General features: G+C 71.3%; 29 protein-coding genes. 3 read left to right on the plus strand and 26 right to left on the minus strand.

The window, feature by feature from the left end:
- Positions 1–39 precede the first annotated feature (39 nt).
- The 6 genes from ACGF5O_RS12925 to ACGF5O_RS12950 form a co-directional block, all read right to left on the minus strand.
- A complete protein-coding gene (locus ACGF5O_RS12925; RefSeq protein ID WP_393809922.1) occupies positions 40–567 on the minus strand; it encodes a GNAT family N-acetyltransferase in 528 nt (175 codons plus the stop codon).
- Between the two features lie 46 nt (positions 568–613).
- Positions 614–1,492 carry an LLM class flavin-dependent oxidoreductase gene (locus tag ACGF5O_RS12930; RefSeq protein WP_393809923.1) on the minus strand — a complete coding sequence of 293 codons (879 nt, stop codon included), beginning with the start codon at positions 1,490–1,492 and terminating at the stop codon, positions 614–616.
- Positions 1,493–1,561: 69 nt separating this feature from the next.
- A complete protein-coding gene (locus ACGF5O_RS12935; RefSeq protein ID WP_393809924.1) occupies positions 1,562–2,218 on the minus strand; it encodes a hypothetical protein in 657 nt (218 codons plus the stop codon).
- A 1-nt stretch (position 2,219) separates the two neighbouring features.
- The gene (locus ACGF5O_RS12940; RefSeq protein WP_393809925.1) at positions 2,220–2,846 is read right to left on the minus strand and encodes a hypothetical protein; all 627 of its coding nucleotides are present in this window, start codon (positions 2,844–2,846) and stop codon (positions 2,220–2,222) included.
- Positions 2,843–4,147 carry a hypothetical protein gene (locus ACGF5O_RS12945; protein WP_393809926.1) on the minus strand — a complete coding sequence of 435 codons (1,305 nt, stop codon included), beginning with the start codon at positions 4,145–4,147 and terminating at the stop codon, positions 2,843–2,845. The genes ACGF5O_RS12940 and ACGF5O_RS12945 overlap by 4 nt, the downstream gene beginning before the upstream one ends.
- On the minus strand, positions 4,144–4,455 hold the full coding sequence (locus ACGF5O_RS12950; RefSeq protein WP_393809927.1) for a hypothetical protein: 312 nt from the start codon (positions 4,453–4,455) through the stop codon (positions 4,144–4,146). Before ACGF5O_RS12950 ends, ACGF5O_RS12945 begins: the two co-directional genes overlap by 4 nt.
- A 227-nt stretch (positions 4,456–4,682) precedes the next feature.
- On the opposite strand from ACGF5O_RS12950, the gene ACGF5O_RS12955 reads away from it, so the two are divergent.
- A complete protein-coding gene (locus ACGF5O_RS12955; protein ID WP_393809928.1) occupies positions 4,683–5,057 on the plus strand; it encodes a DUF192 domain-containing protein in 375 nt (124 codons plus the stop codon).
- A 30-nt stretch (positions 5,058–5,087) separates the two neighbouring features.
- On the opposite strand, the gene ACGF5O_RS12960 is transcribed toward ACGF5O_RS12955, so the two are convergent.
- The 14 genes from ACGF5O_RS12960 to ACGF5O_RS13025 all read right to left on the minus strand — a co-directional run bounded on the left by ACGF5O_RS12960 (position 5,088) and on the right by ACGF5O_RS13025 (position 16,475).
- Positions 5,088–5,717, minus strand: coding sequence for an OmpA family protein (locus tag ACGF5O_RS12960; RefSeq protein WP_393809929.1), 630 nt, complete (start codon positions 5,715–5,717; stop codon positions 5,088–5,090).
- 7 nt (positions 5,718–5,724) lie between these two features.
- Positions 5,725–6,312, minus strand: a complete 588-nt coding sequence (locus tag ACGF5O_RS12965; protein ID WP_393809930.1) for a hypothetical protein — start codon at positions 6,310–6,312, stop codon at positions 5,725–5,727.
- Positions 6,313–6,348: 36 nt separating this feature from the next.
- Positions 6,349–6,930, minus strand: coding sequence for a pilus assembly protein TadG-related protein (locus ACGF5O_RS12970; protein ID WP_393809931.1), 582 nt, complete (start codon positions 6,928–6,930; stop codon positions 6,349–6,351).
- Positions 6,930–7,115: a hypothetical protein gene (locus ACGF5O_RS12975; RefSeq protein ID WP_393809932.1), complete on the minus strand. Its 186-nt coding sequence runs from the start codon at positions 7,113–7,115 to the stop codon at positions 6,930–6,932. The genes ACGF5O_RS12970 and ACGF5O_RS12975 overlap by 1 nt, the downstream gene beginning before the upstream one ends.
- A gap of 119 nt (positions 7,116–7,234) precedes the next feature.
- Complete coding sequence (locus ACGF5O_RS12980; RefSeq protein ID WP_393809933.1) at positions 7,235–7,984, minus strand: response regulator; 750 nt, start codon at positions 7,982–7,984, stop codon at positions 7,235–7,237.
- Positions 7,981–9,450 carry a sensor histidine kinase gene (locus ACGF5O_RS12985; protein WP_393809934.1) on the minus strand — a complete coding sequence of 490 codons (1,470 nt, stop codon included), beginning with the start codon at positions 9,448–9,450 and terminating at the stop codon, positions 7,981–7,983. Before ACGF5O_RS12985 ends, ACGF5O_RS12980 begins: the two co-directional genes overlap by 4 nt.
- A 13-nt stretch (positions 9,451–9,463) precedes the next feature.
- The gene (locus ACGF5O_RS12990) at positions 9,464–10,351 is read right to left on the minus strand and encodes a DUF5936 domain-containing protein (RefSeq protein WP_393809935.1); all 888 of its coding nucleotides are present in this window, start codon (positions 10,349–10,351) and stop codon (positions 9,464–9,466) included.
- 34 nt (positions 10,352–10,385) lie between these two features.
- Positions 10,386–11,330, minus strand: a complete 945-nt coding sequence (locus tag ACGF5O_RS12995) for a type II secretion system F family protein (protein WP_393809936.1) — start codon at positions 11,328–11,330, stop codon at positions 10,386–10,388.
- Positions 11,331–11,337: 7 nt separating this feature from the next.
- Positions 11,338–12,675 (minus strand): CpaF family protein, encoded by a 1,338-nt coding sequence (locus tag ACGF5O_RS13000; protein ID WP_393809937.1) that lies wholly within the window; start codon positions 12,673–12,675, stop codon positions 11,338–11,340.
- Positions 12,676–12,694: 19 nt separating this feature from the next.
- On the minus strand, positions 12,695–13,066 hold the full coding sequence (locus ACGF5O_RS13005; RefSeq protein ID WP_393809938.1) for a TadE/TadG family type IV pilus assembly protein: 372 nt from the start codon (positions 13,064–13,066) through the stop codon (positions 12,695–12,697).
- Between the two features lies 1 nt (position 13,067).
- Positions 13,068–13,397, minus strand: coding sequence for a pilus assembly protein (locus tag ACGF5O_RS13010; RefSeq protein ID WP_393809939.1), 330 nt, complete (start codon positions 13,395–13,397; stop codon positions 13,068–13,070).
- A 194-nt stretch (positions 13,398–13,591) separates the two neighbouring features.
- Positions 13,592–14,854 (minus strand): CpaE family protein, encoded by a 1,263-nt coding sequence (locus tag ACGF5O_RS13015; RefSeq protein ID WP_393809940.1) that lies wholly within the window; start codon positions 14,852–14,854, stop codon positions 13,592–13,594.
- Positions 14,855–14,866: 12 nt separating this feature from the next.
- Positions 14,867–15,571 carry a Flp pilus assembly protein CpaB gene (gene cpaB / locus ACGF5O_RS13020; protein WP_393809941.1) on the minus strand — a complete coding sequence of 235 codons (705 nt, stop codon included), beginning with the start codon at positions 15,569–15,571 and terminating at the stop codon, positions 14,867–14,869.
- A 76-nt stretch (positions 15,572–15,647) separates the two neighbouring features.
- A complete protein-coding gene (locus ACGF5O_RS13025; protein WP_393810132.1) occupies positions 15,648–16,475 on the minus strand; it encodes a hypothetical protein in 828 nt (275 codons plus the stop codon).
- A 314-nt stretch (positions 16,476–16,789) separates the two neighbouring features.
- Between ACGF5O_RS13025 and ACGF5O_RS13030 the strand changes: the two genes are divergently transcribed.
- Positions 16,790–18,514 carry a chitinase gene (locus ACGF5O_RS13030; RefSeq protein ID WP_393809942.1) on the plus strand — a complete coding sequence of 575 codons (1,725 nt, stop codon included), beginning with the start codon at positions 16,790–16,792 and terminating at the stop codon, positions 18,512–18,514.
- Between the two features lie 120 nt (positions 18,515–18,634).
- Here the strand turns inward: ACGF5O_RS13030 and ACGF5O_RS13035 are convergent, their stop codons facing one another.
- Complete coding sequence (locus ACGF5O_RS13035; protein ID WP_393809943.1) at positions 18,635–19,558, minus strand: MEDS domain-containing protein; 924 nt, start codon at positions 19,556–19,558, stop codon at positions 18,635–18,637.
- 304 nt (positions 19,559–19,862) lie between these two features.
- Here ACGF5O_RS13035 and ACGF5O_RS13040 point away from each other — a divergent pair, with 304 nt between their 5' ends.
- Positions 19,863–21,218: a M14 family metallopeptidase gene (locus ACGF5O_RS13040; RefSeq protein WP_393809944.1), complete on the plus strand. Its 1,356-nt coding sequence runs from the start codon at positions 19,863–19,865 to the stop codon at positions 21,216–21,218.
- A 54-nt stretch (positions 21,219–21,272) separates the two neighbouring features.
- On the opposite strand, the gene ACGF5O_RS13045 is transcribed toward ACGF5O_RS13040, so the two are convergent.
- From ACGF5O_RS13045 to ACGF5O_RS13065, 5 genes are all read right to left on the minus strand, one after another.
- Complete coding sequence (locus ACGF5O_RS13045) at positions 21,273–21,965, minus strand: hypothetical protein (protein WP_393809945.1); 693 nt, start codon at positions 21,963–21,965, stop codon at positions 21,273–21,275.
- Positions 21,966–22,029: 64 nt separating this feature from the next.
- The gene (locus tag ACGF5O_RS13050) at positions 22,030–23,508 is read right to left on the minus strand and encodes a GntP family permease (protein ID WP_393809946.1); all 1,479 of its coding nucleotides are present in this window, start codon (positions 23,506–23,508) and stop codon (positions 22,030–22,032) included.
- Between the two features lie 123 nt (positions 23,509–23,631).
- On the minus strand, positions 23,632–24,042 hold the full coding sequence (locus ACGF5O_RS13055; protein ID WP_393809947.1) for a RidA family protein: 411 nt from the start codon (positions 24,040–24,042) through the stop codon (positions 23,632–23,634).
- Positions 24,039–24,806: an IclR family transcriptional regulator gene (locus tag ACGF5O_RS13060; RefSeq protein WP_393809948.1), complete on the minus strand. Its 768-nt coding sequence runs from the start codon at positions 24,804–24,806 to the stop codon at positions 24,039–24,041. The genes ACGF5O_RS13055 and ACGF5O_RS13060 overlap by 4 nt, the downstream gene beginning before the upstream one ends.
- Positions 24,803–25,987, minus strand: a complete 1,185-nt coding sequence (locus tag ACGF5O_RS13065) for a PfkB family carbohydrate kinase (protein WP_393810133.1) — start codon at positions 25,985–25,987, stop codon at positions 24,803–24,805. The genes ACGF5O_RS13060 and ACGF5O_RS13065 overlap by 4 nt, the downstream gene beginning before the upstream one ends.
- Positions 25,988–26,135: the final 148 nt, after the last annotated feature.

Consider the following 26,135-nt stretch of genomic DNA (forward strand, 5'->3'; position numbering starts at 1 on the left):
ACCGCGGGCGGCGCCCCCGCCAGGAGGGGGGCGAGCGCATCAAGGCGCCGCCGTTACCGCCCCCATGGGCTCCCCCGTGGCGTGATCCCGCAGGACCAGCAGCACGTACCCCTCGTCCACAGCCTGCTGCCCGTCCCCGTCCCCGCCCTCGTCCCCGCCCTCGTACGGCAGGAAGCCGTTCCTCCGCAGCAGCCGTACGGAGGCGGTGTTCTCGGCGAAGGGGTCGGCGAACAGGGGCCGTACGGTCTCCTCCCGGAGGAAGAGGGCGAGGGCGCGGCTGCCGACGCCTCTCCCCCAGTAGGCCCGCCCGAGCCAGTACCCGGTGAAGCGGCGCTCGCCGTCCCACCAGGCGACGATGTTCCCCGCGACCTCGCCGTCCGCGACGACGGTCCGCACCCGGCCGCTCGGGTCCCCGAGCACCCGCTCCCTCCAGTGCCGGAGGAAGGCCTCGCGCGGCCGGGGCGTGAACCTCGACCGCCGGACGGCCTCCGGGTCGTGCTCGTAGGCGAGGAAGATCTCGAGGTCGTCGTCCTGCACCGGCCGCAGCCGAACGTCATCGGTCGTCATGCCGGCGAGTGTGGCACCCGCCACTGACAACGCCGGGCGGCCGGCGCTACGCCACCAGCGGCCGGACCTCCTCGGTGGTGAACCGTACGAAGCCCTCGGGGTCGGGTTCGTCCGCGGTCGGCTGGAGGATGACGGTGTCGGCGCCGGCCTCCACGAGCCGCTGCACGGCCTTGGCTACGGCGTCCGCGTCGCCGGCGACACCGAGGTCGGGGACGGACTCCAGCCCCTCCGCGACGAGTTCGGCACGGAGCCGGGCGGGGCCGTCGGACCCGGTGGCGGTCAGCAGGTACACGACCACCGTGTGCGGCTCGTCCGCGCCGCGCCCCGCGGCCAGCCGCCCCTCCTCGATGAGCCGCAGGGCCCGGCGCACCCCGTCGGGCGAGGTGGCGGAGGTGAGAACGGTTCCGTCGGCGGCGGCACCGGACAGGCGGAGGGTACGGGGTCCCTCGGCGCCGGCGAGGACCTCGACGGGGCCGGCGGGCGGCCAGTCGAGCGCGACACCGTCCAGCCGGACGTACCGCCCGTCGACCGTGACCCGCTCCCCGCGCAGCAGGGCGCGCAGGGCGTCGAGATGCTCGCGGAGCAGGGTCAGCGGGGACTCGGCGCGGGCGCCGACCTGGCCCATCCAGTCCTGCACACCGTGCCCGACGCCGACGATCGCGCGCCCCGGGAACATCCGGTGCAGCGCGGCGACCTCCATCGCGGTGACCGCCACGTTCCGCAACGGCACCGGCAACAGCCCCACCCCGACCCGCACCCGCTCCGACCACCCGAGCGCGGCCGCCGCCGCGGAGATCCCACCCTCCCGGAAACAGTCCTCCCACAACCACAACTCCTCAAGCCCCACCCCATCAGCAACACGAACGACGTCCCGAAGCCGCTCGGGGGGTAGCTGGGGACGGAAGACTGCGCCGAGTGATGTCATGGGGGAGGTATTACCCGGGGACCGACTCCGTCACAACAGAATCGTGTTCCGGCAGGCAGAGCATCCAGGTCACGGGCCAGCCTGGCTGACGTCCGGTACCCGGGCCCCGGCCCGGCGGGCGAGTTCCACTGCCTGGGGGCCGGCTCCATGGGCGTCGGCGGGGAGACCAGGGGTGTGACTCGGCAGCTGACGGATGACGTAAAGGCGGCGCGGCCCAGGTACCGCGAGCACCGCGGCGAAGCGGGGATCGCCCGCGAACCAGATCTCCCGTACCTGTGCCTTCCGTTCGGCGCCGGCACGCTTGCCGAGGCGGCCTCCCCACCAGATGGAGCGCACGTGCGAGTGCATCACCATCGTCACCTGCTGGTCCGGCACCTCAGGGTTGGGCAGGTTCAGCCAGGCATAGCCCTTGCGGACGCCGGGGATGTTGCCGATCCCGCTCTCCGGAGCTTCGTACATCTGCCAGGGGTACTGTCGCAGGATGAGCCGCGCGCGGAACGCTCCCCTCCAGTAGGCCCACTGGAGAAACGTCCGGTAGAACGCGTAGGCCATCGGGACGAAGAAGAGCCACAGAGTCCAGGTGACCGACATGCTGACGTACCACGCCAGCAACGCCACCCAGGCAACAGGCCAGAGGACCTGGCCGAGGGCGGCACAGATCAACAGCTTCGTCCAGGCCCGGCGGGTCGCCTGATCGTCCCAGGCCGTGGGATGGGTGGGCGGCATGTCAGTCCTTGTCGGGTACGTCATCGGCTACATCCGGGAGGGGGTTCTCGAAACTGACCGTGCCGGCGATCTCCTTGAGCAGGGCACAGTAGTTCCTCGCTCGTGTGACGGATGTCGTGGCGAGCGAGAGAATCGCGACGCGCCGGCTGTCGGGACACGGCACGTAGACCGTGGCCTGGAGCAGCTCGCACGGGGCACCGAGGTTCAGTTCCGGTGGCGCCGTCGTGCGTGTCTGCACGAGCGCGGCGGAGCCGCACGGCAGCTCCAGCATCTCGATGTACTCGGCGTTCTCCGCGCCGACTGCCGCGCGGGCTGCCAGGACGCTGCGCGGAGCCCATTCGGTGGCCCGCTGGGCAAGCGTGAAGAGCGACAGGAGGGGACCGCCGTCTCCCTCGTCATCTGCATGCAGACCAAGGCAACAGTGCACTGTTCCTGCTTCGAGGAGCAGTCGGGCCAGCCGGAACACCGGACCGTGCCCGGCCGACGGCTCCGCCGCCGCTGTAGGTTCGCGCTCTGCCGTCGTCAGATCATGCAGGGGGAGCGGGACGAAACCCGGAGGCAACGCGAACCAGATGTCGGCGTCGACGTTCCTGGCCGAGGCATCGATCACGTACGGGGCGCCGGTCATGAGGCCTCGCCCGCACCGCGCAGGAGGAAGTGAAGCGCGCCCATGGCCGCTGGCACGTCGATGCCCAGGGTTCTGGGTCCGTCGAGGAGGTTGCTGACCGTCTTGGCGGCATCGTTGTCCAGGGTGTCGACGAAGCTGCTCGTCACGCCATAGACGGCTGTGCCGGTCCCCAAGATCGTCGCGGGTTTGTCGATCTTCTCCACGATCGGGGCCAGCCTGCCTCCGAACACCCGCGAATGGGCCAGGAAGCTGGCCGCCCCGCCGGCAGCCTCGGCCTCGGACTTGATCGAGGAGCCGACCGACCTGAGTGACGTTCCGCCATTGGCTCCGGCTCTCGCCAGCCTCTGTCCGAGGGACAGCACTTCATCTCCCTCTGCCACGAGCGAAAGCAGTTCACCCGACTCCCCGACCGAGCGCAGTCCGAGGTAGGTGCCCTTGGCCACCGCCCCCAACCCCGGCAGCATCCCCAGGAAGTCCCCCGCGACGCCCAGCAGGTTGCTCCAGAAGTCGATGTCCAGTTCGTCCTGGGTGAAGCCGTCCTCCAGGGAGGCCAGGACCTCGGGGTCGCCGACCCGCAGGCCGAAGGCCGTTCCGCTGAGCAGGCCCGCCGCGAGGAACAGCATCCAGGGGGCGACGGCCGTGAGGCCCAGCAACGCGATCACGCCCAGTACGGCGGCGCACGCGCTGAGGATGTCGGGGAGGTTGTCGCCCAGCCAGTCGGTGAACCTGTCCCACCCGTTCGGCTCGTGCGGCGCCAGCCGGTGTGTGGCGTCGCCGATGTGCCGGGCCCGCCTGCGCGCGGTCTCCTCGTGCTCGTCGGCGAGAGCGCGGGCACGCTTCAGTACGTCGTCCAGGTCCCCCTGCGCCGCCGTGACCTCGGCGTTCGCCTTGTGCAGGGCCGAGTCGCCCTTGCCCGCGATCCGCTCGGCCTCGTCCGCGTGCCCCCGGGCCCGCCGCAACGCCTCGCGGGCCTCCTCGGCCTCGCCGTCGAGTTTCTTCGCGCGCCGCTGGAACTCCTCCAGCTCCGTGCCCCAGAGATCCAGTTGTCCGGCCGCCCGGTCGACGGAGTGGGCGCCGTTCGTCAGGTTGAGCGGCAGCGGGCCGTCCTCCAGCTGCGCACGAAACGCGACGGCCGCGTCGCCCTCCCAGTAGCTGCCGTTCATCAGCTTCGTGACCTTGGAGTGCGCCCTCTCCATCTCCTTGGCGCAGTCGGACAGCTTGCGGCGGAGGTCCCGCACCAGGTCGGTGCTGCCGGGCGCCGGGTCGAAGCCGAGATGGGGGTAGCGGCTCGCGACGGTCACTTGCCCCCGCCCCTGCTCCGCGTCTTCTCCAGCGCCTTCTCCAACGCCACGTCCACCTCGTGGAAGTCGTCCTTCGCCTTCTTCGTGATGTCCGTGAGCTCCCCGATCTGCTCGGCGATCTCCTTCGCCCCGTAGTGCCACTCCTCCTGGAACCGGTCACAGGCCCTGTCCAGGTCGTCCGTACCGAGGCCGTCGGCACCCGGGGCACGCAACGCCTCCCGCAAGGCGGTGAACGACTCCTGCGCCTTCTTCAAGTCCCTGAAGAACCTGTCCAGTTCCGTGCCGTCGATCTTCAACCGGTCAGCCATGTGCATTCCTCGTGGGGCTGGGGACGGCCGGAAGCGGGGACGCCGAAGTGACGGGCGCGAGGCGGTTCACCGGGGTGACTCCAGGTGGGGCTGGGGGTCTCTTGCCCCGCTCAACGATCTCCGCGTGCCCGGGTGACACGTATTCGGGCCTCGGACAGAACCCGCCGCCCGCGTTGTGGATACGGTCGGGGCGAGCAGCTGCGGTGCAGCCACGGAAGGGGTCGGGTGTGAGGCGCTGGCGGGACGGCCGGGGAACGTTGCTCGTGCACGGGGAGGGGGGCCGGCGGGAGGCCGTTCCGCTGGAGATCGCCGTGTCCTATCGTGCGCGCACCAGAGGGTTGCTCGGGCGGGACGGGATTGACGGCGCGATCCTGTTGTCGCCCGCCAACGGGATCCACACCTTCCGGATGCGGATGGCGATCGACGTCGCCTACCTGGACCGCCGGATGAACGTCATCGCCGTGCGGACGATGCCACCGGGTCGCCTCGGCCGGCCCCGTCTCCGTTCCCGGCATGTGCTGGAGGCGGAGGCGGGAGCGATGGCGGGCTGGGGTGTGGCGGTGGGGACGAGGGTGAGTGTCGAGGAGGGGCGGGCGGGGTGACGACCGGAGCGGCCGGGCTCGGGAGGATCCTCAGGAACCGGTCCGCGGGAACGTGACCTCCACCCGGCGGTTCTTCTTCCTTCCCTCCTCCGTCGAGTTGTCCGCGATCGGGTACTGCTCGCCGTAGCCGCGTACGTCGAAGGTGATGTTCGGGTCGTTCAGGTCCTGGTCGAGGACGCCCTGTACGGCGTTGGCGCGCTGGCGGGAGAGGACGTCTCCGTGGGCCGAGGTGCCCAGGTTGTCGGTGAAGCCGAAGACGCGGACCTGGGTCGGGTTCTGCTTCCTGATCTCGTCCGCGATCGCCCCGATCCGCGCCTTCGCCGCCGCGCTGAGCTTCGCGCTGTCCTTGCTGAACAGCACCTCGGCCTGGAGGGCGAACGTCACGTCCGCGTTGGTGTCCTCACGCCGTTCGTCACCGCTCTGGTCCTCCACGACCGACTTGATGTCCAGCACCTTGGGCTCGGCGAGGGTGGCGCCCTCGGGGAGTTTCAGGTCGGGGTCGGTGGGGTCGATCTTCACGGGGGCACCGGCGGAGGGTTCCGTGCCCGGGGGGACGCTCGGGTCACCGCCGTCCGCACGGGCGGTCGTCGCGCCGTAGAGGTTCGCGGCGAGGAGGAGCGTCGCGGCGCCCAGGGTCAGGGAGAGGCGTGGAGTGGTCACTTCGGCCTCACCCGGAGATCTTGATGGTGCCGCTGGAGAAGGTGGGGAGTTGGAGGGTGACCTCGGTGGTGTCGGCGGGTGGGGCGGGGAACTGCATGAAGACGGGGATGGTCTGGCCGGCCTGGATCTGGTTCAGATCGGTCGTGGTGAGCGGTCGTCCGTCCGTGTCGCGCAGGACGTAGTAGCGCTTCTTGCCCTTGGAGTCCACGAGCGTGGCACCGCCCAGCGACGTACCGTGCTTGACGATCTCCGTCTCGTCACCACGCAGTGCCACCGGGACCACGACCGTCTGGGAGCCGTCGTTCTTCATGTTCGCGTTGACGGTGAGGAAGCCGCCCGAGTCCCGAACCGCGGAAGTGACCTGGAGGAGGAGCCCGGAGGGACCCGAGAGTTCGGCGAGGGGCGTCGCGGACTGCCCCTCCTGCGCGCTCGGCTGGGAACCGGTGCTGCTGGAGGCCGATGCCGACGATCCGGGCTTCTTGTCACCACCGCTGTCGCCACCGCCGCCGCATCCGGCCACGCCGACGGCCAGGCCGACCGCGACGGCCAGGGCGACCGTCCCCTTGCGAGCCTTCGCAGTGAACCGAACACTCATCGCTACGCCTCCTCCTTCACTCGTCGATTCCGTTTGTCAGTCGGCCAGGTGGACGTCGAAGAGGTCCTCGGGGCCCGGGAGATGGGTGAGATCGGCCGGGTCCAGGGTCCAGTTGCGGTCCTTGCAGGTGAGTTCGGGCAGTGCGCCGCCCGCACCGGACAGCGAGAACGTGCAGAGGGGCTCGATCACGGCCGTGGCATGCGCCGTCGACTTCATGTTCTCGGTGCCGGGTACGACCGAGCTGCCCACGGTCTTGTTCGTCTCGGCGTCGACCTTGTAGCTCAGCGGCGGCGCGGCAGTGCACTGTGCCGTCGCATCATTCTGGGCGGCCAGTTCGCTGGCACGCCAACACGAGTCGGCCACCGCCACATTGCCGTCGAAGATGTCCTGCCACTTGGTCGGGTCGAGTACGTCTTTCACCCACTGGTCCGTCAGCTGGTCACGCGTGTTCATGGCCGCGGCGAGCGCCGCGGCATCGGCGGCCGTCTGGGCGCCGTTCCGGTTCACCGCGGCCTGGCCGACCGCGAAGTATGCGAAAGCGAGAAAGAGCAGGCCCCCCACAACCGTGATGTAGATGGGGAAGGCCTGCCCGGAGTCGCCGTAACGGCGGACACGCATCACACGATTTTGCCGATCTGCGTCAGGATCGCCTGCAGGATCGTGTTTCCGATACTCGTCCCCGTAACGGCCAGCACGATCGCCACCACCACCGCGATGATCCCGAGATACTCGACCGCGGTCTGACCCCGGTCGTCGGCACGGCGCTGCATTGCGACAAGCATCCTCAGCATCAGGTTGCTCATGGTGCTCCCCTCCGGGTTCGGTTCCGATCCTGGCAGCGTATGGCGGAACATACCCTTCGGTGGAGGGTCCCGAGACCCAAATCCGGACCCAGTTCACCCGGTTCTTCTCCGGCCTCATGTCAGGCCACCCCCAGCCACTTGGCCGTCGCCTGGGCGCGGGTGGGGGTGTGGAGCTTGGCGAAGATGCGGTTGATGTGGTTCTTGACGGTCTTCTCGCTGATGAAACAGACGGCGGCGATCTGCTGGTTGCTCATGCCGGACGCGATGAGGTCCATGATCTCCGCCTCCCTGCCGCTCAGTTGAAACCGGGACTGGGATGACTGTCCCACAGTGGATTGCAATTGTGAAAGGTCTGTGTGGGTAAATTTCTTTGGTAGAGCTCGTAGTTCCGGTTTCGCGTGTGCAGTTGCGTTTCCTCTGACGTGCGCGAGCAACGCGTTCGTCGCCGTCGGGGTGAAGTGCGGGCGGCCCCGGCCCACGTCCCGTACCGCCTGGGTCAGCTGCTGTGTCGTGAACTCGCCGTGGACCAGGTAGCCCCCGGCGCCCAGCCGGACCGCCTCCTGCACGAGGTCCGTCCCGTCGCTGTACGTCAGCATCATGACCGGGGCGACACGGACCAGGTGGGGCAGGGCCGCGATGCCGTCCACGCCGGGCATGCGGACGTCCAGGAGGATGACGTCGGGGCGGTGGTGCAGGGCCGCCTCGTAGGCCGCGCGGCCGTCCTCGGCCTCCGCCACCACCGTGAGGTCGTCCGCCGCGGAGAGAACGGCCGTCAGGCCCGCGCGGATCACCGGGTTGTCGTCGGCCACCAGGACGCGCAGTGCCCTTGGTCCGTCGGCCGTGCCGGTCGGGTCGGTCGGGTCGGTCATGTCAGTGGCACCTCCACTCGGACCTCCGTGCCCTTGTCGGTGGTCAGTTGGATGCGGGCGCCCACCGCCGCCGCCCGTTCCGTCATGCCGAGCAGGCCGAAGTGGCCGGTGCGGCGCAGGTCTTCCAGGGACGTGTCCGGGGGCAGGCCCCGGCCGTCGTCGTGGATCGTCACCACCAGGTGGGTGGGGGTGGTGGCGGCCCGTACGTCGACTCTCGTCGCGTGTGCGTGGCGGTGCGCGTTCTCCAGGGCTTCCGCCGCGATGCCCAGCAGCTGGCGGGCGGTGGGGGGCGGGAGCGGGACGGGGGCGGCGGGGCCGTCGTACCGGGCGGGGAGGGCCGTACGGGCGGTGAAGCCGGTCGTCAGCGAGCGCAGTTGGGAGAGTACGTCGGCCTCCGGGTCGCCGCGCAGGTCCGTCAGGAGTTCGCGGGACTCCGCCGCCGCCCGGCGTGCCGCGCGCGCCAGCAGCTCCGCCTGCCGCCTGATCAGGGCCGGGTCCAGGCGGTCCGGGGACACGGCCGCCGACGCGGCGAGGCCGTCGGCGACCAGCGCCACGCCGTACAGCGTCTTGGTCACCGAGTCGTGCATCTCGCGGGCCAGCCGGGCGCGTTCCGCGTTCGCCGCCGTGCTCGCCGCCTCGGTCGCGGCCAGGCGGGCCCGGGTCTCGGTCAGGGCCTCGGTGGCGGTGCCGAAGCGGAGCATCAGGTTGCGCAGGGTCGAGCCCATCGCTCCGGTGATGACGCAGAGGCCGGGGAGGAGGAGGGACTCGGCCAGTACCGAGTGGGGGTGCTTCAGCGCCTCCTGCGCCACCAGGAGGATCAGCGACTGGAGGGACGCGAAGACCGCCGCTCCGCGCCAGCTGTAGAGGAGGCCGGCGAGGAGCGGGGTGCAGACGCTGACGTAGGCGAGGGTGGTGTCGGGGCCCGCCGAGATCAGGAGCAGGGAGCCGAACAGGGTGTCGGCGGCCAGGAGGGTGGGGTGGCGCAGGAGGAGGGGGCCGAAGCGCTGCCAGTCCCGGAAGAGGACGTACGAGACCATGAACGTGACGACCACGGCCGAGCCGACCAGGCGGGCACCCAGGCCGGGGCTGGCGTTGAGGAGCGCGGCGGGGGTCGCCACGGCGATCATCGCCAGACGGAGGCCGAAAACCTGCCGGCACATCGCCTGGAGGGCACGGACCTCGACCTTCACACCGTCCGCGGCCGTCGTGGCGTCCGTAACCGTCGTGTCCTGCGCGGTCTTCACACCGCCCGTGACCGTCGTGCCGCCCGTGACCGTCGTGCCCTGCGCGGCCCTCACACCGTCCGTGGCCCTCACACGGTCCGCAAGCGTCTCGTCGTCCGCAGCCGCCGTGCCCGCCGCTCCGGTGGCGTAGGGCGCGGTCTTCTCGTCGGCCTCGGCCTCGGCCTGGGCCTGGACTTGAGCCTCGGCCCCGGCCGCGTCCTTGCTGGTCGCCACGGTCGTCATCTCCGCCTGCCTCCTACTTCCCCGTGACCGACCCGAAGTCGACGCCGGAGCCGAGCAGCAGGCCCGCGGCCAGCAGCAGCATCGTCGCCGGGACCATGAACGTGGTGATCATGAGGGTGGCCCTCGGTACCGCGCGGGCCGCCTTGCGGCGGGCGTTCTGGGCGTCGGTGCGGCGCATGTCCTTGGCCAGCGCGACCAGGGTGTCGACGATCGGCGCGCCCAGTTCCTCGCCCTGCTGGAGTGCCGTCACGAACATGGCGACCTGCTCGGAGTCGTTGCGGCGGCGGAGCTCCGCGAAGGCCTGGCGGCGGCTCATGCCGAGGTCCATCTGGCGCAGGGTGATGCGGAGTTCGTCGGCCCAGGGGCCCTCGTAGTGGGTGGCGACCCGGTCCAGGGCCTGGCGGAAGCCGAGGCCTGCGCCGACCACGACCGCGAGGACGTCGAGGAAGTCCGGCAGGGTGCGCTCGATGACGTCCTTGCGGAGGCGGATCGCCGACCAGATGCCGACCTCCGTCCAGAACGCGCCGAAGAGGAGGAGCAGGACGGCGACCAGCCACTGGCCGCGGAGGAGGAAGACCAGGAAGCCGGTGCCGCCGAGGGCGCCGTAGACGGCGCGGCGGGCCGCGTAGCGGTCGATGGTGAGGCCGCCGGGGTTGCCGGCCAGGTCGATCCTGCGGCGGTACTTGGCCACCTGGCGCGGGCCCATCAGGCGGAGGACCGCGGGGGCGTAGCGCATGCCCATGCGGTCGATGAGGGAGTTGGCGGCGCCGGTGCGGGTGGCGCCGACCTCCAGGGCGATGGCCAGGTCGGCGGGGAGCTTCGCGTCCGCGCGGTACATGCGGACGCCCGCGAAGACGCCGTAGACGGCGAGGGCCATGAGGAGGGCCAGGAGGAGTGCCATGTGACATACCACCTCTTACCTATACGTCGATTGCCTATACGTCGATGCGGCTGAGGCGGCGGATGAGGACGAACCCGATGACGTACAGCCCGAAGGCGATGACCACGGCCGCCTGGCCGAGCCCGGTGCCCGTCATGCGGGCGAGGGTGCCGTCCTTGACCCCGTTCATCAGGAACAGGGCGCCGACACCGAGGACCGGGACGGCGTACGACGTCATCGTCACCTGGGAGAGCTGGGTGCGGATCTCCCGCCGGGTCTCCTTGCGCTCCTCCAGGGTCTCGGTGAGGTTGCGCAGGGCGGAGACGACCTGGCCGCCGGCCCGGTTGGAGAGGACGAGCGTGGTGACGAGGACGACCAGTTCGCGCGACGGGAGCCGCTCGGCGAGCTCGCCGAGCGCGTCGTCCATGGAGTGGCCGACGGCCAACTGGTCGGCGACCTTGGCGAGTTCCTCGCCGGCCGGGGCCTCGAGCTCCTCCGCCGCCATGCCGATCGCGGTGCGCAGGGCGAGGCCGGCATGGGTGGCGTTGGCCAGGATGCGGGCCAGTTCGGGGAGTTGGCCGATGAACCGCTCGATGCGTTTCTGCCGCTGCCAGTTGAGGAACTGGACGGCGGCGAAGACGCCGAGGAGGCCGGCGACCGGACCGAAGAAGGGGGCGAGGGCGGCCTGGCCGATGAGCCAGAGGGAGGCGACGGCGGCGAGCATGTAGACGAAGAACTCGCCGGGCGTCACGTCCAGGCCCGTGGCCGCCAGCCGGAGTTCCAGGCGGCGGCCGACCGACGTGCCGCGCAGCCGGCGGTCCAGGTTGCGGAACCGGCGCCGGCGGCCGGAGAGCGGGGCCTGTCCTGAGTAGGAGAGGCGGTCCACCAGGGCGGCGCGCTGGGCCCGGCCGGAGGCGTAGGCGTGCAGGCCCAGTACGGCCAGGAGGCAGGCCAGCAGGGTGATGCCGGTGGTGAGGGTGACGAGGTCGTGGAGGGACATGGGCCGCCTACCGGGCTTCTCGGGTGGTGAGCTGGTCGAAGTGCTGGGCCACGCCGAAGGCCTGCGGGATCGGCTGGCCCGCCATGTAGAGGCGGTCGGCGGTGCGGCGCGGGAGCGGGTGGTAGCGGAAGACGCCGTGGACCCGCCCGTCGTGGGTCATGGGCTGGGCGTCGAAGCGGGCCACGGTCGCCAGCCGGTACGGCTCGCTGCCGTGGCTGTCGAGCATCGCGATCTCGGTGATCCGGCGGGCGCCGTCCGCGAACCGGGTCAGCTGGACGATCACCTCGACCGCGCTGTTGATCTGGTCGTGCAGGGCGACGAAGGGGACCTCGACGTCCGACATGGAGGCCAGGGTCTGGAGCCGGGTCAGCGCGTCCTCCGCGCTGTTGGCGTGGACGGTGGCGAGGGAGCCGTCGTGGCCGGTGGACATGGCCTGCAGCATGTCGAGGGACTCGCCGCCGCGGACCTCACCGACCACGATCCGGTCGGGGCGCATCCGCAGGGAGTTGCGGACCAGGTCGCGGATGGTGACCTGGCCCTTGCCCTCGACGTTCGACGGGCGGGACTCCAGGCGGACCACGTGCGACTGCTGGAGCTGGAGTTCGGCGGAGTCCTCGATGGTGATGATGCGTTCGTGGGCGGGGATCAGGCCGGACAGGGCGTTGAGGAGGGTGGTCTTGCCGGTGCCGGTGGCGCCGGAGACGATGATGTTGAACTTCGCCTGCACCAGGCCCGCCAGCAGGAACACCATGGGCTCGTCGAGCGAGCCGAAGCCGATCAGCTCCTGGAGGGTGAAGGAGCGCGGGAAGCGGCGGATGGTGAGGGTGGGGCCGGTCAGCGAGAGCGGCGGGATGATGACGTTGACGCGCTCCCCTGAGGGGAGGCGGGCGTCGACCATCGGGTTCGACTCGTCGACGCGGCGGTTGACGGTGGAGACGATGCGTTCGATGGTCTGCATCAGCTGGTCCGCCGAGACGAAGCGGAGCGGCAACTGCTCGACGCGGCCGCCGCGTTCGACGAAGATCGCGTCGGGGCCGTTCACCATGATTTCCGTGATCGACGGGTCTTCGAGGAGCGGTTCCAGGATGCCGAGGCCGAGGGCCTCGTCGACGACGCGGCGGATCAGCTGGGAGCGTTCGACGGTCGACAGGACCGGGCCCTCGCGGCTGATGATGTGGCCGAGGACGCGTTCGAGCCGGGCCCGGCGCTCGGCGGCGGCCAGCGCGCTCATCTCGGCGAGGTCGATCTCCTCCAGGAGCTTGGCCCGGTACGAGGAGACCAGGTGGCCGTCCTCGCCCCGGCTGCCTTGCTCCTCGGGGGAGTTGATGCGTGCCCGCAGGCTCATGGTGGTCCGTGCTCCTCGTTCAGTGGTCGACGGGCATCGTGGCGGACTTGGTGGCGTTGCCGAGGTCCTTCCACATGATCTTGGGGATGTGGACCGTGGCGGTGACGGTGACCGAGTCGCCGCCGCCGGAGGTCGCGCAGCTCACGTGGATGCCGCTGCTGACCGCGGACGCGCAGGCGGCGCCGACGTCCTGCTGCAGCGAGGCGGCGCGGGCCCCCGCCCGCGCCGCGGTACCGGCCTGCTCGGCGGCGTAGGCGACGGCGCCGAGCTGGATGCCGGCCAGGCCGACGATCAGGAGGACCGGGAGGAAGCCGAGGTACTCGACGGCGACCTGGCCGCGGTCGCGGTGCTGCCGACGGGGAAGACGGGGGTGCGGGGGGCGGGAGCGCATCTCAGTTCTTCACCTCCTCCACGGTGCCGGCGTGGCCGTGCACGGTGACGGGGAAGTCGATCGAGCCGGGGAAGAGGACCGGGACGCGCAGGGAGACGTCCGCGGTGACCGTGCCGGTGCCGCCGCACCGGTCCACCGTGGCTCCCTCCCGCCAGGAGCTGGAGAGGTCCGCCAGGGCGGCCTGCTCACAGACGCCGAAGCGTTCCCCCCGGGGGACGGCGGTGCCCGCGCGTACGCCCTCGTCGGCGGCGTTGCCCGCGAGGGTGAAGGCGTAGCCGACGAGGACGGCCTGCCACATGAGCACCAGGGTGAGGATGATGACCGGGGTCATGCCGAGGAGTTCGATGCTGACCTGGCCGCGGTCGCCCGCGGGTGCGTGGGGGCGGGCCGCGCAGTTCCCCGCGCCCCTGAAGGGGCGCTCACCGCGACGCCCTGCTTTTAGGGGCGCGGGGAACTGTGCGAACAACCCCCACCGGCCCGCACCCGACCGACGGCCCACCGCCCCCGCACCCGGCCACCGGCCTCTCACGGCAGCTCCTTGCGTCGCCGGAAGCCCACCGCCGCCCGTTCCCCGCCCCTGGCCCGTGCCCCGGACCGGCGTGGCGGTGCCGTCTCCCCCGACCTGACCAGTCCGAGCTCCCCGGCCAGCCCCCACAGCGCCTGCTTCACGGTGCTCCGTGCGTCCAGCTCGTGCATGCGGCCCGCGTCGACCGCGCCCTGGAGTTCCTTGAAGTTGGCGGGGATCGGGGTGCCCGCCATGGCCGTCCCGGTGATGCGGGCGATCAGCGCCGGCTGGATCTCCGTACCGCGCGTGTACCGGTTGACCACCACGGTCGTCTCCTCGGCCTTGCGGATCTGCAGCCGGTCCCACATCCGTACCGTCCGCTTCGCCGCCCGTACGGCGACCACGTCCGGCGTGGTGACCAGGAGGGCGAGGTCGGCGGTCTCCACGGCCGCCGCGCCCGCCCCGCCGAGCTGGGCGCCGCAGTCGACAATGACCACCTCGTAGCGGGAGCGCAGGGCGCTGAGGATCTGGCGGGCGGCGCGGTCGGTGACCTCCTCGCCGCGTTCGCCCTCGGCCGGGGCGAGGAGCAGGGCGAGCCCGGAGTCGTGGCGGAAGACGGCCTCGGCCATGACGCGTGGGGAGATGTCGTTGACCGCGGCGAGGTCGGCGACCGAGCGGCGGAACTGGACGTCCAGGTAGGAGGCAACGTCCCCGGTCTGGAGGTCGAGGTCGACGAGGGCGGTGGAGTGGCCGGAGGCCTGCGCGGCGAGGGCGATCTGGACCGCGACGAGGGTGGCGCCGGTGCCGCCCTTAGCGCCGCTGACGGTGACGACGGTGCCGCCGACGCCGGCGAAGACGTCGGCGCCGTGGCCGAGATGGCGTCGTACGCCCGTGGACCACTGGGCGACGGCCTGCACGCGGCCGGCCAGTTCCTCGTAGCTCAGCGGGAGGCCGACCAGGCCGCGGGCGCCGGAGTCCATGGCGGCGGCGAACAGGCCGGGGCTGGTGTCGGTGGTGACGAGGACGACGCCGACGGCGGGGAAGCGCAGGGCCACCTCGCGGATCAGTTCGAGGGCCGGGACGGGGCCGATGCGTTCGTGGACGACGACGACCTCGGGGAGTTCGTCGACGGACTCGGCGGCGGCCCGGGCCAGGGTGTCGACGAGTTGCGTGGAGTCCACGACGGGGGCCAGCGGTTCGGCGTCCGGGAGCTGGCTGAGCAGGGAGACAAGGGTGCGGACGGCGTCCGCGTCACCGACGGCGGGGAGGATCCTGATGGGCATGGAGGGCGCCTCTCACTTGTCCGTCGCGAGTTCGTAGGTACGGTCCTTGTCCGGCACGGTGGTCGTCGTACCGGGCGCGACCAGGGCGAGCCGGACCCGCTGGGCGAAGGACTCCGCGTAGGTGAGGCGCTGGGCGTCGAGCGTGGACAGCGCGAAGGTGATGGGGACGGCGTCGCTGGGCTGCTGGTTCCGGTTGTCCGGGTCCACGTAGCTGAGCTGGGCGCCGACGTCCAGGACCCGGGCGTCGGTCACGATGATCTTCGACTCGTCGGGGTCGCTCTGCTGCTTGCCCTCGAAGGTGGCGTAGACGTTGACCCGCGAGCCCGGGGTGATCTTGCCGGCCACCCCGGTGGCCGCGTCGATCATGATGGCGACCTCCTGCTCGCCCGGCTTCAGCTCGGGCTGGTCGACGATCATGTCGGTCTGGAGCAGCGAGCCCTTCTTGAGGGTGGTGACCGCGATCTTGCCCTGGATCTGGCTGAGGCTGGTGACCGCGTTGGCGGACAGCCACCGCTTGGGCAGCGAGATCTTCCGGAACTGGCTCGCGCTCAGCGTGGTGTACGGCGTGACGTCGGACCGGAGTTCGTACGCGGTGACCTTGGGGCCGACCTCGGACTTCGCGTTGTCGATGACCGAGAGCACGCCGGCGAACGCGGCGAGCGCGCAGAGCACCGACAGGATCAGGAGTATCACGCCGCGGCGCTGACGGGAGTTCATGGACCGTGCGACCTCATCGGGGAAGCGGGGAAAGTGGGGGAAGCAGGGGGAACCGGGCGATGGCGGGAGGTACGGGTCAGGCGGGCGTCCGCTGTTCCAGCGCGCGGGGCGCCGGCGGGTCGTAGTCGGGCGGGGTGGCGGAGCAGAAGACACAGCGGTCGCCGATGACGTCGATGCCGCACCAGTGGCAGCTGGTCTGCCGTACCGAGGTGACGAGTTGGTAGAGGACCGACAGGTCGGCGAGGTAGCTGGTGAACTCGATCATCCGGCCGGTGCCCCACCACACGGGTGACTCGGCGGGCAGCGGGGTCTCGCGCAGCCCGTGCGCGCCCCAGGCCTTGGCGAGGCCGCCGATCCAGTCGGACTGAAGCTGCCCCCTGGCGACCAGCATCCAGGTGCTGAACTCGGGGCCGTTCAGCACGGCCTCGGGGGCGACGCGGACCAGTTGCGGCTCGGGGTGGGCGACGACGCCGAACTGGGTGCCGGGCATCCAGGACTTGGCGTGCGTCTTGAGGCCGACCGGGACGCGGTCCAGTTTGGCGACGGAGCCGAGGACGGCGCCGGAGTGGATGTAGTGGGTGAGCAGCCGGCCGGCCGACGCGAGCACGCCGGGGCTGAGGTCGCAGGAGGCCAGCTGGCGCAGCTGCCGGGCCAGGACGGCGATGCCGAGCGGCGGCAGGTCGGGGCGGAACAGCGCGATCCGGTCGCTCTCCAGGAGGGAGCGCAGGGTGTGCAGGCGCCGGACCACGGCTTCCGGTACGGCGTCCGAGTAGACGACGACCACGTGTCCGTACTGCTCGATGAGACCCACGAACTCGGCGAGGGCGTGGTCGAGGGGCCGCTGGTCGAGGTCCTTCAGGACGACCGCGGGCATGGTCCGCTCGTCCTGGATGGGCAGCGCCATGTCGGCACTGGTCACGGCAATGGCAGTTGGCACGCGCAGCTCCCCGCTCTTCACACCCGGCGGCCCACCGGTGTTACTCCAATGAGCCGGGACGACTTCATTGCGTGACTTCCTCAGCACTGTAACCACGCGCCTGTGACCGGAGAACAGCGTTTGTGTAGCTGTCTGGGATCCGTGACCGCACAAGTGACGCCAAATCGGGACAGGTTGAGCATATGACCGGGGCCCGTTCAGCCCCGCGGGGACTTCCTCCGGCCTTTGAATTTGGTCTGGACCTATTGACACGTGAATTGGTCTGGACCACCTTGTTTGTCATGCCCAGACTCATCCCCCGGCTCGTGTCCCGGCATGCCGGACAGCGACGCATCCGCACCTGGTCGGCCGTGGCCACCCTCGCCACGGCACTCGCGATGGCGGGCCTGGCCTCCGCGCCCGCCTCCGCCGCCGACATCAACAACGCGAAGAACCCCGGCTTCGAGTCGGGCCTGTCCAACTGGACCTGTTCCGCGGCCAGCGGGACGACGGTCTCCTCCCCCGTGCACTCCGGCGCCGCCGCGCTGAAGGCGACCCCGGCCGGGCAGGACTACGCCCAGTGCAGCCAGACGGTGGCGGTGAAGGCCAACTCGACCTACACGCTGAGCGCGTGGGTGCAGGGCTCCTACACCTACCTCGGCGTCACCGGCACCGGCACCACGGACGTGTCGACCTGGACCCCGAACACGACCTGGACCCAGCTGTCGACGACCTTCACCACCGGCGCCTCGACCACCTCGGTGACGGTCTGGACGCACGGCTGGTACGGCCAGCCCGCCTACTACGCCGACGACTTCTCGGTCTACGGCCCCGACGGCGGAGGCGGCTCCGACCCGGCCCCGACCGTCCCGGCGACCCCGGCCGGCCTCGCGGTCTCCGGTACGACGTCCTCCTCCGCCTCTCTCTCCTGGAGCGCGGTGTCCGGCGCGACCGGCTACAACGTCTACCAGAACGGCACCAAGGTCTCGGCGGTCACCGGCGCCTCGGCGACGATCACCGGGCTCGCGGCCTCGACGTCGTACTCCTTCCAGGTCAGTGCGACCAACTCGGCGGGTGAGTCGGCGAAGTCGTCGGCGGTGACGGCGACGACCACCGCGACCGGCACCGGTGGCGGCGGCTCCGTGCCCAAGCACGCGGTGACGGGCTACTGGCAGAACTTCAACAACGGCGCGACCGTGCAGAAGATCTCGGACGTGCCGTCCTCGTACGACATCATCGCCGTCGCCTTCGCGGACGCGACCAGCACCCCGGGCGCGGTGAGCTTCACCCTCGACTCCGCCGGCCTCGGCGGGTACACGGTCGACCAGTTCAAGGCCGACATCAAGGCCAAGCAGGCGGCCGGCAAGAAGGTCATCATCTCGATCGGCGGCCAGAACGGCACGATCTCGGTGAGCGACTCGGCGTCCGCGACGAACTTCGCCAACTCCGTCTATTCGCTGATGCAGACGTACGGCTTCGACGGCGTCGACATCGACCTGGAGAACGGCATCAACGCCACGTACATGAGCCAGGCGCTGCGCTCGCTGTCGTCGAAGGCGGGCTCGTCGCTGATCATCACCATGGCCCCGCAGACGATCGACATGCAGTCGACGTCCAACGGGTACTTCCAGACGGCCCTGAACGTCAAGGACATCCTCACGGTCGTCAACATGCAGTACTACAACAGCGGTTCCATGCTGGGCTGCGACGGCAAGGTGTACAGCCAGGGCTCGGTGGACTTCCTCACCGCGCTCGCCTGCATCCAGCTCCAGGGCGGTCTGTCGCCGTCCCAGGTGGGCCTCGGCCTGCCGGCGTCGACCAGCGCGGCGGGCAGCGGCTACGTCTCGCCGACCGTGGTCAACAACGCCCTGGACTGCCTGACCAAGCTCACCAACTGCGGTTCGTTCAAGCCGTCGACGGCGTACCCCGGCCTGCGGGGCGCGATGACCTGGTCGACGAACTGGGACGCCGCGGCCGGGAACGCGTGGTCGTCCTCGGTGGGCGCCCACGTGCACGCCCTGCCGTAACCGGCGGGAGGGTCCCAGCGGCCGGTCCGGCCGCCGGGACCCGAACCGCTCCGGGCGCCACGGCCGTCCGCCGACGGCAGCCGTCGCGCCCGCGGCGCGGCACGCGGGTACGGCGTCCGCTCACGCGTACTGGACGCGGATCCTCGCGCCGTCCCCCGCGACCCCGTCCCGGACGTCGACGTACGCGCACACCTGGCGCGTGAACCACAGTCCCTGCCCCGGCTCCGGTTCGCCGCCGGGCGGCGGCACGAACCCGGCCAGCGGGTCCGCCACCGCCCGGCACAGCCGCAGTTCGCAGACGCAGGCCGGGGCCTCGCCCCAGGCGAGGATCTCGATCACCGGCCCGTGCGCGGCGGCCGCCGCCCCGACGGCCCGGCCGAACAGCCCGGCGTCCACCGCCGGAAGCCCCCGCCCCGCGGCCCAGGCCCCGACCGCCTCCGGCGCGGGCAGCCGCGCCGCGGACTGCGGCGCCGGGGGCAGCGGTACGGCGTCCAACTCCCGCACCAGGACCGGCGGCTGCTCGTACACCCCCGTCCCCGGGTGGGCCCGGCGGGCCGCGTCGACGACGGCCGGGCCCGCCGTACGGGTGTCGTACGCGCACAGGGCGGTGGTGGCGAAGGGCGCGAAGAGCAGGTTGGCGAGGGACTCGTAGCGGATCCACTCGGTGCTCTCCCGCACCGAACGACCCGCGCGCCCGGCCCAGTCGGGCTCCATGAGGAGGTGGACCCGGCCGCCGGGCCCGGCGTTCGCCGCGAGGTAACCGGCACCCCGGGCCACGGCGTTGGCGGCCGTACCCGTGTACCAGTCGGTGTGGTCGATGAAGCCGACGTCCCGGGCGTCGGCGCCGAGCGCGTCGCGCAGGGCTGCCAGCAGGCCGGGGCCGGCGATGGCGACGGGCGGGGGCTCGTCGGGCGCGGCGAGGCCCTCGGCGAGGAAGGGCAGGGCGGCGGCGACGAACCCGTCGTCCGAGCCGAACACGGCCATCCGGTGGTCGAACCGCCCCTGGGCCGCGGCGGGGCGCGCGCCCGTACTGGTGGTACTCATCGGGTCTCCTGTGCGTCGGCGCCGGACGGTCACCCGGGCGGCGGTCCGCCCGTGATCAGCCGGCCCTCCTCCCGGCCGTCCGACCAGCGTCTCCCGGCGGACCGGGTGAACGCACACGGGCATCACGCGGGCGGGTGCACTTCGGCGAGGGCCGCTTGCGGTGTCGGGCACACGCGTACACTGCGCGGCCGGTTTTACCATCTTGACCTGTTCATGCCATCACTTGGACGATGGGCGGCACCCGCACAGCCCACGCACAGGTACGTCGCACCGGACCACCCCCACCTCTCCCCCAGGAGACCTCATGCGACTTCGCACGCGCGCCTCCGGCGCCCGCGGCGGCAGACGGACCGCCGCCCTCGGCGCCCTGCTGGCCCTCGCCCTCGCGGCCCCCGTGTCGGCGACCGCGACCCACGCGACCGCCGACAGCGCCCGGCCGTCCGCCCCCTCGGCCGACGACGTCCGGCAGTACGAGATCCACCAGAGCACCACCCCCGTGACCCGCGCGGCCATCCAGCGGACCGGTGTCACCGTGGACGAGGCCGACGAGGAGACGGTGGTCGTCTCCGGCCGGGCCGCGCAGATCGCCGCGCTGAAACGGCTCGGCTACGAGGTCACGCCCCTCGGCGCGGCCCCGGACCGGTCGGCCCCCGCCGATCAGCTGCGGCTGTTCGACTTCCCGACCGCCGACTCGAAGTACCACAACTACGCGGAGACGAACGCCGAGATCGACCAGCGGCTCGCGGCCTACCCGGGCATCATGAGCAAGCAGGTGATCGGCAAGTCGTACCAGGGCCGGGACATCGTCGCCATCAAGGTCAGCGACAACGTGGCGACGGACGAGAACGAACCCGAGGTCCTCCTCACCTTCCACCAGCACGCGCGCGAGCACCTCACGGTGGAGATGGCGCTGTACCTGCTGCGTGAGCTCGGCGCCGGGTACGGCACGGACTCCAGGGTCACGAACATCGTCGACAGCCGCGAGATCTGGATCGTGCCGGACCTCAACCCGGACGGCGGCGAGTACGACATCGCCACCGGGTCGTACCGGTCGTGGCGCAAGAACAGGCAGCCCAACTCCGGTTCGTCGTACGTCGGTACGGACCTGAACCGGAACTGGAACTACAAGTGGGGCTGCTGCGGGGGCTCTTCTGGATCGACGTCCTCGGAGACCTACCGGGGTGCGGCCGCCGAGTCGGCGCCCGAGGTGAAGGTGGTCGCCGACTTCGTGCGCGGCCGGGTCGTCGGCGGCAAGCAGCAGATCAAGGCCGGGATCGACTTCCACACGTACAGCGAGCTGGTGCTGTGGCCGTTCGGCTACACGACCGCCGACACCGCCACCGGGATGACCGCGGACGACGCCGCCGCGTTCAAGGCGGTCGGGCGGAAGATGGCGGCGAGCAACGGCTACACGCCGGAGCAGTCGAGCGACCTGTACATCACCGACGGCTCGATCGACGACTACCTGTGGGGCACCCAGAAGATCTTCGACTACACCTTCGAGATGTATCCGACGTCCAGTTCCGGCGGTGGTTTCTACCCGCCCGACGAGGTGATCGAACGGGAGACCTCCCGGAACCGGGACGCGGTGTTCCAGCTGCTGGAGAACGCGGACTGTATGTACCGGTCGATCGGGAAGGAAGCACAGTACTGCGGCTAGCCGCGAGAGCACCGCTCCGGCCGTGGGGCAGCCAGGGCCGGAGCGGTCCGGCGACTACTTGTCGCTGCCGAGAACCTTGTCCTCGGCCTTGCTGTCGGCCTTGTCGTCGGCGTCGTCGGCCTCTGCCGCGGCTTCTCCCACGGGGAGGTCCGCCGCTTCCGCCTTCTCCGCCTCGCCGTCGTCGAAGTACGCGTCGAGGACCGCGTCCAGCTGCTCCTCCCACTCCTTGAAGCGGGAGCGGGACGTCGCCTCGATCTCGATGGGGTACCAGCGGCGTTCCGGCGTGTGGACGGTGATCGTGAAGCGCCTGCCGAAGCGGGGCGCCTCGGTCTCGATCGCGCCGATCTCGTCCCAGCGGAACTCGCAGTTCTCCTCGTCGAGGCTGAGGCGCACGCCCTGGCGGTCGGCCACTATCCGGGCGCGCCGGTCGGCGGCCTCGAAGGCGGGGCCCTCGGCGGTCTCATCGGCGTCGGCGTCATCCGCGTCGTCCGCGTTGTCCGCGTCGGCGGCGGCGTCCTCGGCCGGCGTGGCGTCGGCACCGGCCACGGGCTCTGGCGCCGCCTCCGCCGCTTCCACCTCCCCTGCCGCCGCTGCCTCTTCGACCTCCTCGGCCTTCTCCGGCCGGGCGTCCTCCGCCTTCGCGTCCGCGGGCTCGCCGGACGCGGGTGAGGTGAGCCCGGGGATGAAGGCCGGGTCGAATCCGGCGCCTTCCAGGGGCTGGCTGTTGGCTCCTATGCGCTGCTCCACAGCGGGCAGTATGGTCCAAAAACCTGTGCCGGACACAGCCAGCCCCGACTTCGTTATCAGACGCCTACACGAAGACGCCGAGCACGCCCGCCACCGCGAACCCCGCGACCGACAGCACCGTCTCCAGCACGGTCCAGGTCTTCAGGGTGTCCCGCTCGGTGATGCCGAAGTACTTGGCCACCATCCAGAACCCGCCGTCGTTGACGTGCGAGGCGAAGATGGAACCGGCCGAGATGGCCATGATGACGAGGGCGACGAAGGCCTGGGAGTGGTCGCCCTCGGTGAGGAGCGGGGCGACGATGCCGGCCGTCGTCACGATCGCCACCGTCGCGGAGCCCTGGGCGACCCGCAGGACCACCGAGATCAGGTACGCCAGGACGATCACCGGCAGGCCGACGCCGTGGAAGGTGTCGGAGAGGGCCTGGGCGACACCGCTCGCCTTCAGCACGGCGCCGAAGATCCCGCCCGCGCCGACCACCAGCAGGATGTTGCCGACCGGCTTGAGGGACGCGGTCGACACGGTCTCCAGGGACTTGCGGGACCAGCCGCGCCGGATGCCGAGCAGGTAGTAGGCGAGGACCAGGGCGATGGTGAGGGCGACCATCGGCGTGCCGAAGAACTCCAGCACCGAGCGGCCGGTGGAGGGGTCCAGGGCGATGGAGGAGAAGGTCGAGGCGAGGATGAGGACGAGGGGCGTGCCGATGATCGCCAGGACCGTGCCGAGCGGCACAGGCTTCTCCTGGGGTTCCACTCCCGCGGCCCGCTGCTCCGCCACCACCGCCTGCCTGGCCTCCTCGGCCGCCTCGACCATGTCCTGCGGTACGGCGACGAAGATCCGCCTGCCGATCCACGCCGAGTACGCCCACGCGGCCAGCACCGCCGGGATGCCGCAGACGACGCCCATGAGGATGACCCAGCCGAGCTGGACGTGCAGCAGCGCGGCGGCGGCCACCGGGCCGGGGTGCGGCGGCAGGAAGGCGTGGGTCATGGAGAGACCGGCGAGGAGCGGGAGGCAGTAGAGGAGGATCGACTTGCCGCCGCGCTTGGCCGCCGCGTAGACGAGGGGCGCCAGGACGAAGATGCCGACGTCGAAGAAGACCGGGATGCCGAAGACGAGGCCGGTGAGGCCCATGGCGAGCGGGGCACGCTTCTCCCCGAAGAGGTTGAGCAGACGGGTCGCCAGGACCTCCGCGCCGCCGCTGACTTCGAGGATCGCGCCGAGCATCGTGCCGAGCCCGATGATGATCGCGACATGGCCGAGGATGCCGCCCATGCCGGACTCGACGGTGGAGACGGCGTCCGAGCGCTGGACGGTGCCGAAGAGTTCGGTGACCGAGAGCCCGGCGAGCAGGCCGACGGCTATGGAGACGGCGAGGAGGGCCACGAAGGGCTGGAGCCTCGCCTTGATGATGAGGAAGAGGAGCAGGGCGATGCCGATGGCGGCGACCGTGAGGAGGCCGGCGGTGCCGTCGAGGAGGAGGAGCAGGCCTCCGGTGTGGGGTGGGGCGGTGGGGGTGGCGGAGGCGGCGAGCGGTAGGGACATGTGGGGGTCCTCTTCTGCGTAAGTGCATCGCGCTTTCGGGCAGGGGAGGTCGCCGCACGGCACCCGGGCGGGTGCCGTGCCGTGACGGACGTACGGTGTGCGGGAGTTGACGGAGTATCGGCCTCAGCCGAGGACGGCGAGGGCGTCGATCTCGATGAGGAGGCCGGCGGGCAGACCGACGTACACGGTCGTGCGGGCGGCGGGCGGGGCGGTGAGCGCCTGCTCCTCGAAGTAGGTGTTGTAGATGCCGTTCATCTCGGCGAAGTGGTCGACGTCCGTCAGATAGACGCGGATCATCATGACGTCGTCCCAGGACGCGCCGCCCTCCTCCAGGATCGCCTTGACGTTGGCGAGGGTCTGGAGGGTCTGCTCGCGCAGGGTCGGTCCTGCCGGGGTCGGGGGCCTGCCCTCCTCGGCGGGCAGGAAGCCGACCTGGCCGGCGACCTGGAGGATGTTGCCCTTGCGGACGCCGTGCGAGAACTTCGCGGGCGGGGTGGTGTGGGTCGCGGGGGTGAGGGCGGTCTTCTCGGTCATCTGGTGCCGGCTTCCTTGATCGGTGTTCTGCCTGAGTACTCGCCGCTGATCGCGTCCGCGGTACGGCGCACCTGCGGGAGCAGGGTGAGGAGTTCCTCGGCGGTGACGACGACGTTGGGCGCGGAGACCGACATCGCGGCGACGACGCGCCCGTCGGCGCCGCGGATCGGTGCGGCGACGCAGTTGATGGACTCCTCGTGGCCGCCGAGGTCGGTGGCCCAGCCCTGTTCGCGCACCCTGGCCAGTTCCTTCAGGAACGCCTCCGCGTTGGGCGTCGAACGGGCCGTGTACATGGGGTAGTCGAGCTTGTCGGCGAGGGCCCGGCGCTCGGGCTCGGGCAGGTCGGCGAGGAGCAGTTTGGCGACGGCGGCGACGGTGATGGCGACGGGCTTGCCGATCCGCGAGTACATGCGCACCGGGTAGCGGCTCTCGACCTTGTCGATGTAGAGGACCTCGCCCTCCTCGTACACGGCGAGGTGCACGGTGTGTCCGCAGGCCGTGTTGAGGCGGGCCAGGTGGGGGTGGGCGATCTCGCGGACGTCGAGGTTCTCCATCGCCTCCTGGGCGAGGGCGAAGAGGCGGGCGCCGAGGCGGTAGCGCTGGTCGGACTGGCGGTAGACGAGCCCGTGTTCGTGGAGGGTGCGCAGCAGCCGCAGTGCGGTGGACTTGTGCACGCCGAGGCGTTCGGCGACCTGGCCGAGGTCGGCGGGTCCCTCGGCGAGCAGCGGCAGGATGCTGAGCGCTCGGTCGACGGTCTGGCTCATGGGCTGGGTACCTCCTCTTCGGCCGCGTCGGCTTCGGTCCAGCCGGGGCCGAGTCGAAGTCTCCCCCACGCGTCGGCGTCCAGGGCGGTCAGCCGGTCGGTGGTGTCGCGGGCGGGGGGCGGGGCGAGGTCGGCGGGGGTGGTCAGGGCGGCGGCGGCGAAGAGGTGGCCGAGCCTGAGTGTCTGCGGGAGCGGCAGGCCGCGCAGGAGGCCGGAGAGGAAACCGGCGGCGAAGGCGTCACCGGCGCCGACGGTTGCCACGACGTCGACGGCGGGGGCGGGTTCGAAGGTGCCGGTGGGGTGGGGCCGGGGGGTGGGGACACTCACCGGCGCTGGCAGGGTGCCGCCCGCGCCCACCCTCCCCCGCTCTCGGCTTCGCGCGAGCGGGGGGACCCCCATCGCCCCGGCGGCACGACTGCCCGCGGCTGGAAAGGAGGGACGGTCGTAGCGCCCTTTTAGGGGCGCGGGGAACTGCGCGGCCAGCCCCCACCGGGCCGCGGCCGAGACGAAAGCCGTCGCCCCCGCACCGCCCTGCTTCACCACCAGCACCGCCGGCTCCGGCAACAGGTCCCGGACCGCCGACGGCCCTCCCGTCACCCCCCACGCCTGCTCCGCCTCGTCCTCCCCCACGAAGACGACGTCGGCCCGGCGGGCCAGCTCCAGCAGGATCCGCGAGCCGTCACCCGAACCCCACAGCCCCGCCCGGTAGTTCACGTCGAACGACACCAGCGGCGGCTCTCCCCCGGCGGGATCCGTCAGCTCGCGCAGCAGCCCCAGGCAGCCGTCCGACAGGGCCGCCGTGATCCCCGACAGGTGCAGGATCCGGCCCGCGCGCACCGCCGCGAGGTCCACCGTCGCCGCCGACATCGCGGACGCCGCCGACCCCGCCCGGTAGTACGCGACCTCGTGCGCGTCCGTCGCCCGGTCACCGGCCGTACGGAAGTAGACCCCGGTCGGCCGCGCCGGATCCCGGCCCACGGCCGAGACGTCCACGCCGTACGAGGCGATCGTCTCCAGCAGGTGGTCGCCGAACCCGTCCGCGCCGACCCGGCTGACCCAGCGCACGGCGTGCCCTGCGGCGGCCAGCGCACACGCGACGTTGGACTCGGCACCGCCGATCGCGCGGTCGAAGGACGGCACGTCCGCGAGGCGCCCCGGCCGGGTGGGCACAAACGTGACCATGGACTCGCCGAGCGCGACGACGTCCACGGCGTCAACGGCGCCGGTGGCCTTCACGATGGTCGTGGCTCCTCGTCGTCGGGGAAGGGTCGCTGCGGGCTCCATTGACCCGGCGTTGGCGTGGATGTTAGACAGCGGTAAGCGATATACG

The sequence above is a fragment of the Streptomyces sp. NPDC048291 genome, assembly GCF_043201715.1.
GTDB lineage: Bacteria > Actinomycetota > Actinomycetes > Streptomycetales > Streptomycetaceae > Streptomyces.

Bases quoted from the DNA above. Each gene is read 5' to 3' on its own strand.
- ACGF5O_RS12990 (WP_393809935.1), bottom strand. From the start codon at position 10,351: ATGGCACTCCTCCTGGCCCTCCTCATGGCCCTCGCCGTCTACGGCGTC.
- ACGF5O_RS12970 (WP_393809931.1), bottom strand. From the start codon at position 6,930: ATGCGTGTCCGCCGTTACGGCGACTCCGGGCAGGCCTTCCCCATCTAC.
- ACGF5O_RS12975 (WP_393809932.1), bottom strand. From the start codon at position 7,115: ATGAGCAACCTGATGCTGAGGATGCTTGTCGCAATGCAGCGCCGTGCC.
- ACGF5O_RS13065 (WP_393810133.1), bottom strand. From the start codon at position 25,987: ATGGTCACGTTTGTGCCCACCCGGCCGGGGCGCCTCGCGGACGTGCCG.
- ACGF5O_RS13030 (WP_393809942.1), top strand. From the start codon at position 16,790: ATGCCCAGACTCATCCCCCGGCTCGTGTCCCGGCATGCCGGACAGCGA.
- ACGF5O_RS13025 (WP_393810132.1), bottom strand. From the start codon at position 16,475: ATGGCGCTGCCCATCCAGGACGAGCGGACCATGCCCGCGGTCGTCCTG.
- ACGF5O_RS13005 (WP_393809938.1), bottom strand. From the start codon at position 13,066: ATGCGCTCCCGCCCCCCGCACCCCCGTCTTCCCCGTCGGCAGCACCGC.
- cpaB (WP_393809941.1), bottom strand. From the start codon at position 15,571: ATGAACTCCCGTCAGCGCCGCGGCGTGATACTCCTGATCCTGTCGGTG.
- ACGF5O_RS12995 (WP_393809936.1), bottom strand. From the start codon at position 11,330: ATGTCCCTCCACGACCTCGTCACCCTCACCACCGGCATCACCCTGCTG.
- ACGF5O_RS13015 (WP_393809940.1), bottom strand. From the start codon at position 14,854: ATGCCCATCAGGATCCTCCCCGCCGTCGGTGACGCGGACGCCGTCCGC.
- ACGF5O_RS13010 (WP_393809939.1), bottom strand. From the start codon at position 13,397: ATGACCCCGGTCATCATCCTCACCCTGGTGCTCATGTGGCAGGCCGTC.
- ACGF5O_RS13035 (WP_393809943.1), bottom strand. From the start codon at position 19,558: ATGAGTACCACCAGTACGGGCGCGCGCCCCGCCGCGGCCCAGGGGCGG.
- ACGF5O_RS13000 (WP_393809937.1), bottom strand. From the start codon at position 12,675: ATGAGCCTGCGGGCACGCATCAACTCCCCCGAGGAGCAAGGCAGCCGG.
- ACGF5O_RS13040 (WP_393809944.1), top strand. From the start codon at position 19,863: ATGCGACTTCGCACGCGCGCCTCCGGCGCCCGCGGCGGCAGACGGACC.
- ACGF5O_RS12985 (WP_393809934.1), bottom strand. From the start codon at position 9,450: ATGACGACCGTGGCGACCAGCAAGGACGCGGCCGGGGCCGAGGCTCAA.
- ACGF5O_RS12935 (WP_393809924.1), bottom strand. From the start codon at position 2,218: ATGCCGCCCACCCATCCCACGGCCTGGGACGATCAGGCGACCCGCCGG.
- ACGF5O_RS12940 (WP_393809925.1), bottom strand. From the start codon at position 2,846: ATGACCGGCGCCCCGTACGTGATCGATGCCTCGGCCAGGAACGTCGAC.
- ACGF5O_RS13050 (WP_393809946.1), bottom strand. From the start codon at position 23,508: ATGTCCCTACCGCTCGCCGCCTCCGCCACCCCCACCGCCCCACCCCAC.
- ACGF5O_RS12925 (WP_393809922.1), bottom strand. From the start codon at position 567: ATGACGACCGATGACGTTCGGCTGCGGCCGGTGCAGGACGACGACCTC.
- ACGF5O_RS12965 (WP_393809930.1), bottom strand. From the start codon at position 6,312: ATGAGTGTTCGGTTCACTGCGAAGGCTCGCAAGGGGACGGTCGCCCTG.
- ACGF5O_RS13060 (WP_393809948.1), bottom strand. From the start codon at position 24,806: ATGAGCCAGACCGTCGACCGAGCGCTCAGCATCCTGCCGCTGCTCGCC.
- ACGF5O_RS12930 (WP_393809923.1), bottom strand. From the start codon at position 1,492: ATGACATCACTCGGCGCAGTCTTCCGTCCCCAGCTACCCCCCGAGCGG.
- ACGF5O_RS12980 (WP_393809933.1), bottom strand. From the start codon at position 7,984: ATGACCGACCCGACCGACCCGACCGGCACGGCCGACGGACCAAGGGCA.
- ACGF5O_RS12950 (WP_393809927.1), bottom strand. From the start codon at position 4,455: ATGGCTGACCGGTTGAAGATCGACGGCACGGAACTGGACAGGTTCTTC.
- ACGF5O_RS13055 (WP_393809947.1), bottom strand. From the start codon at position 24,042: ATGACCGAGAAGACCGCCCTCACCCCCGCGACCCACACCACCCCGCCC.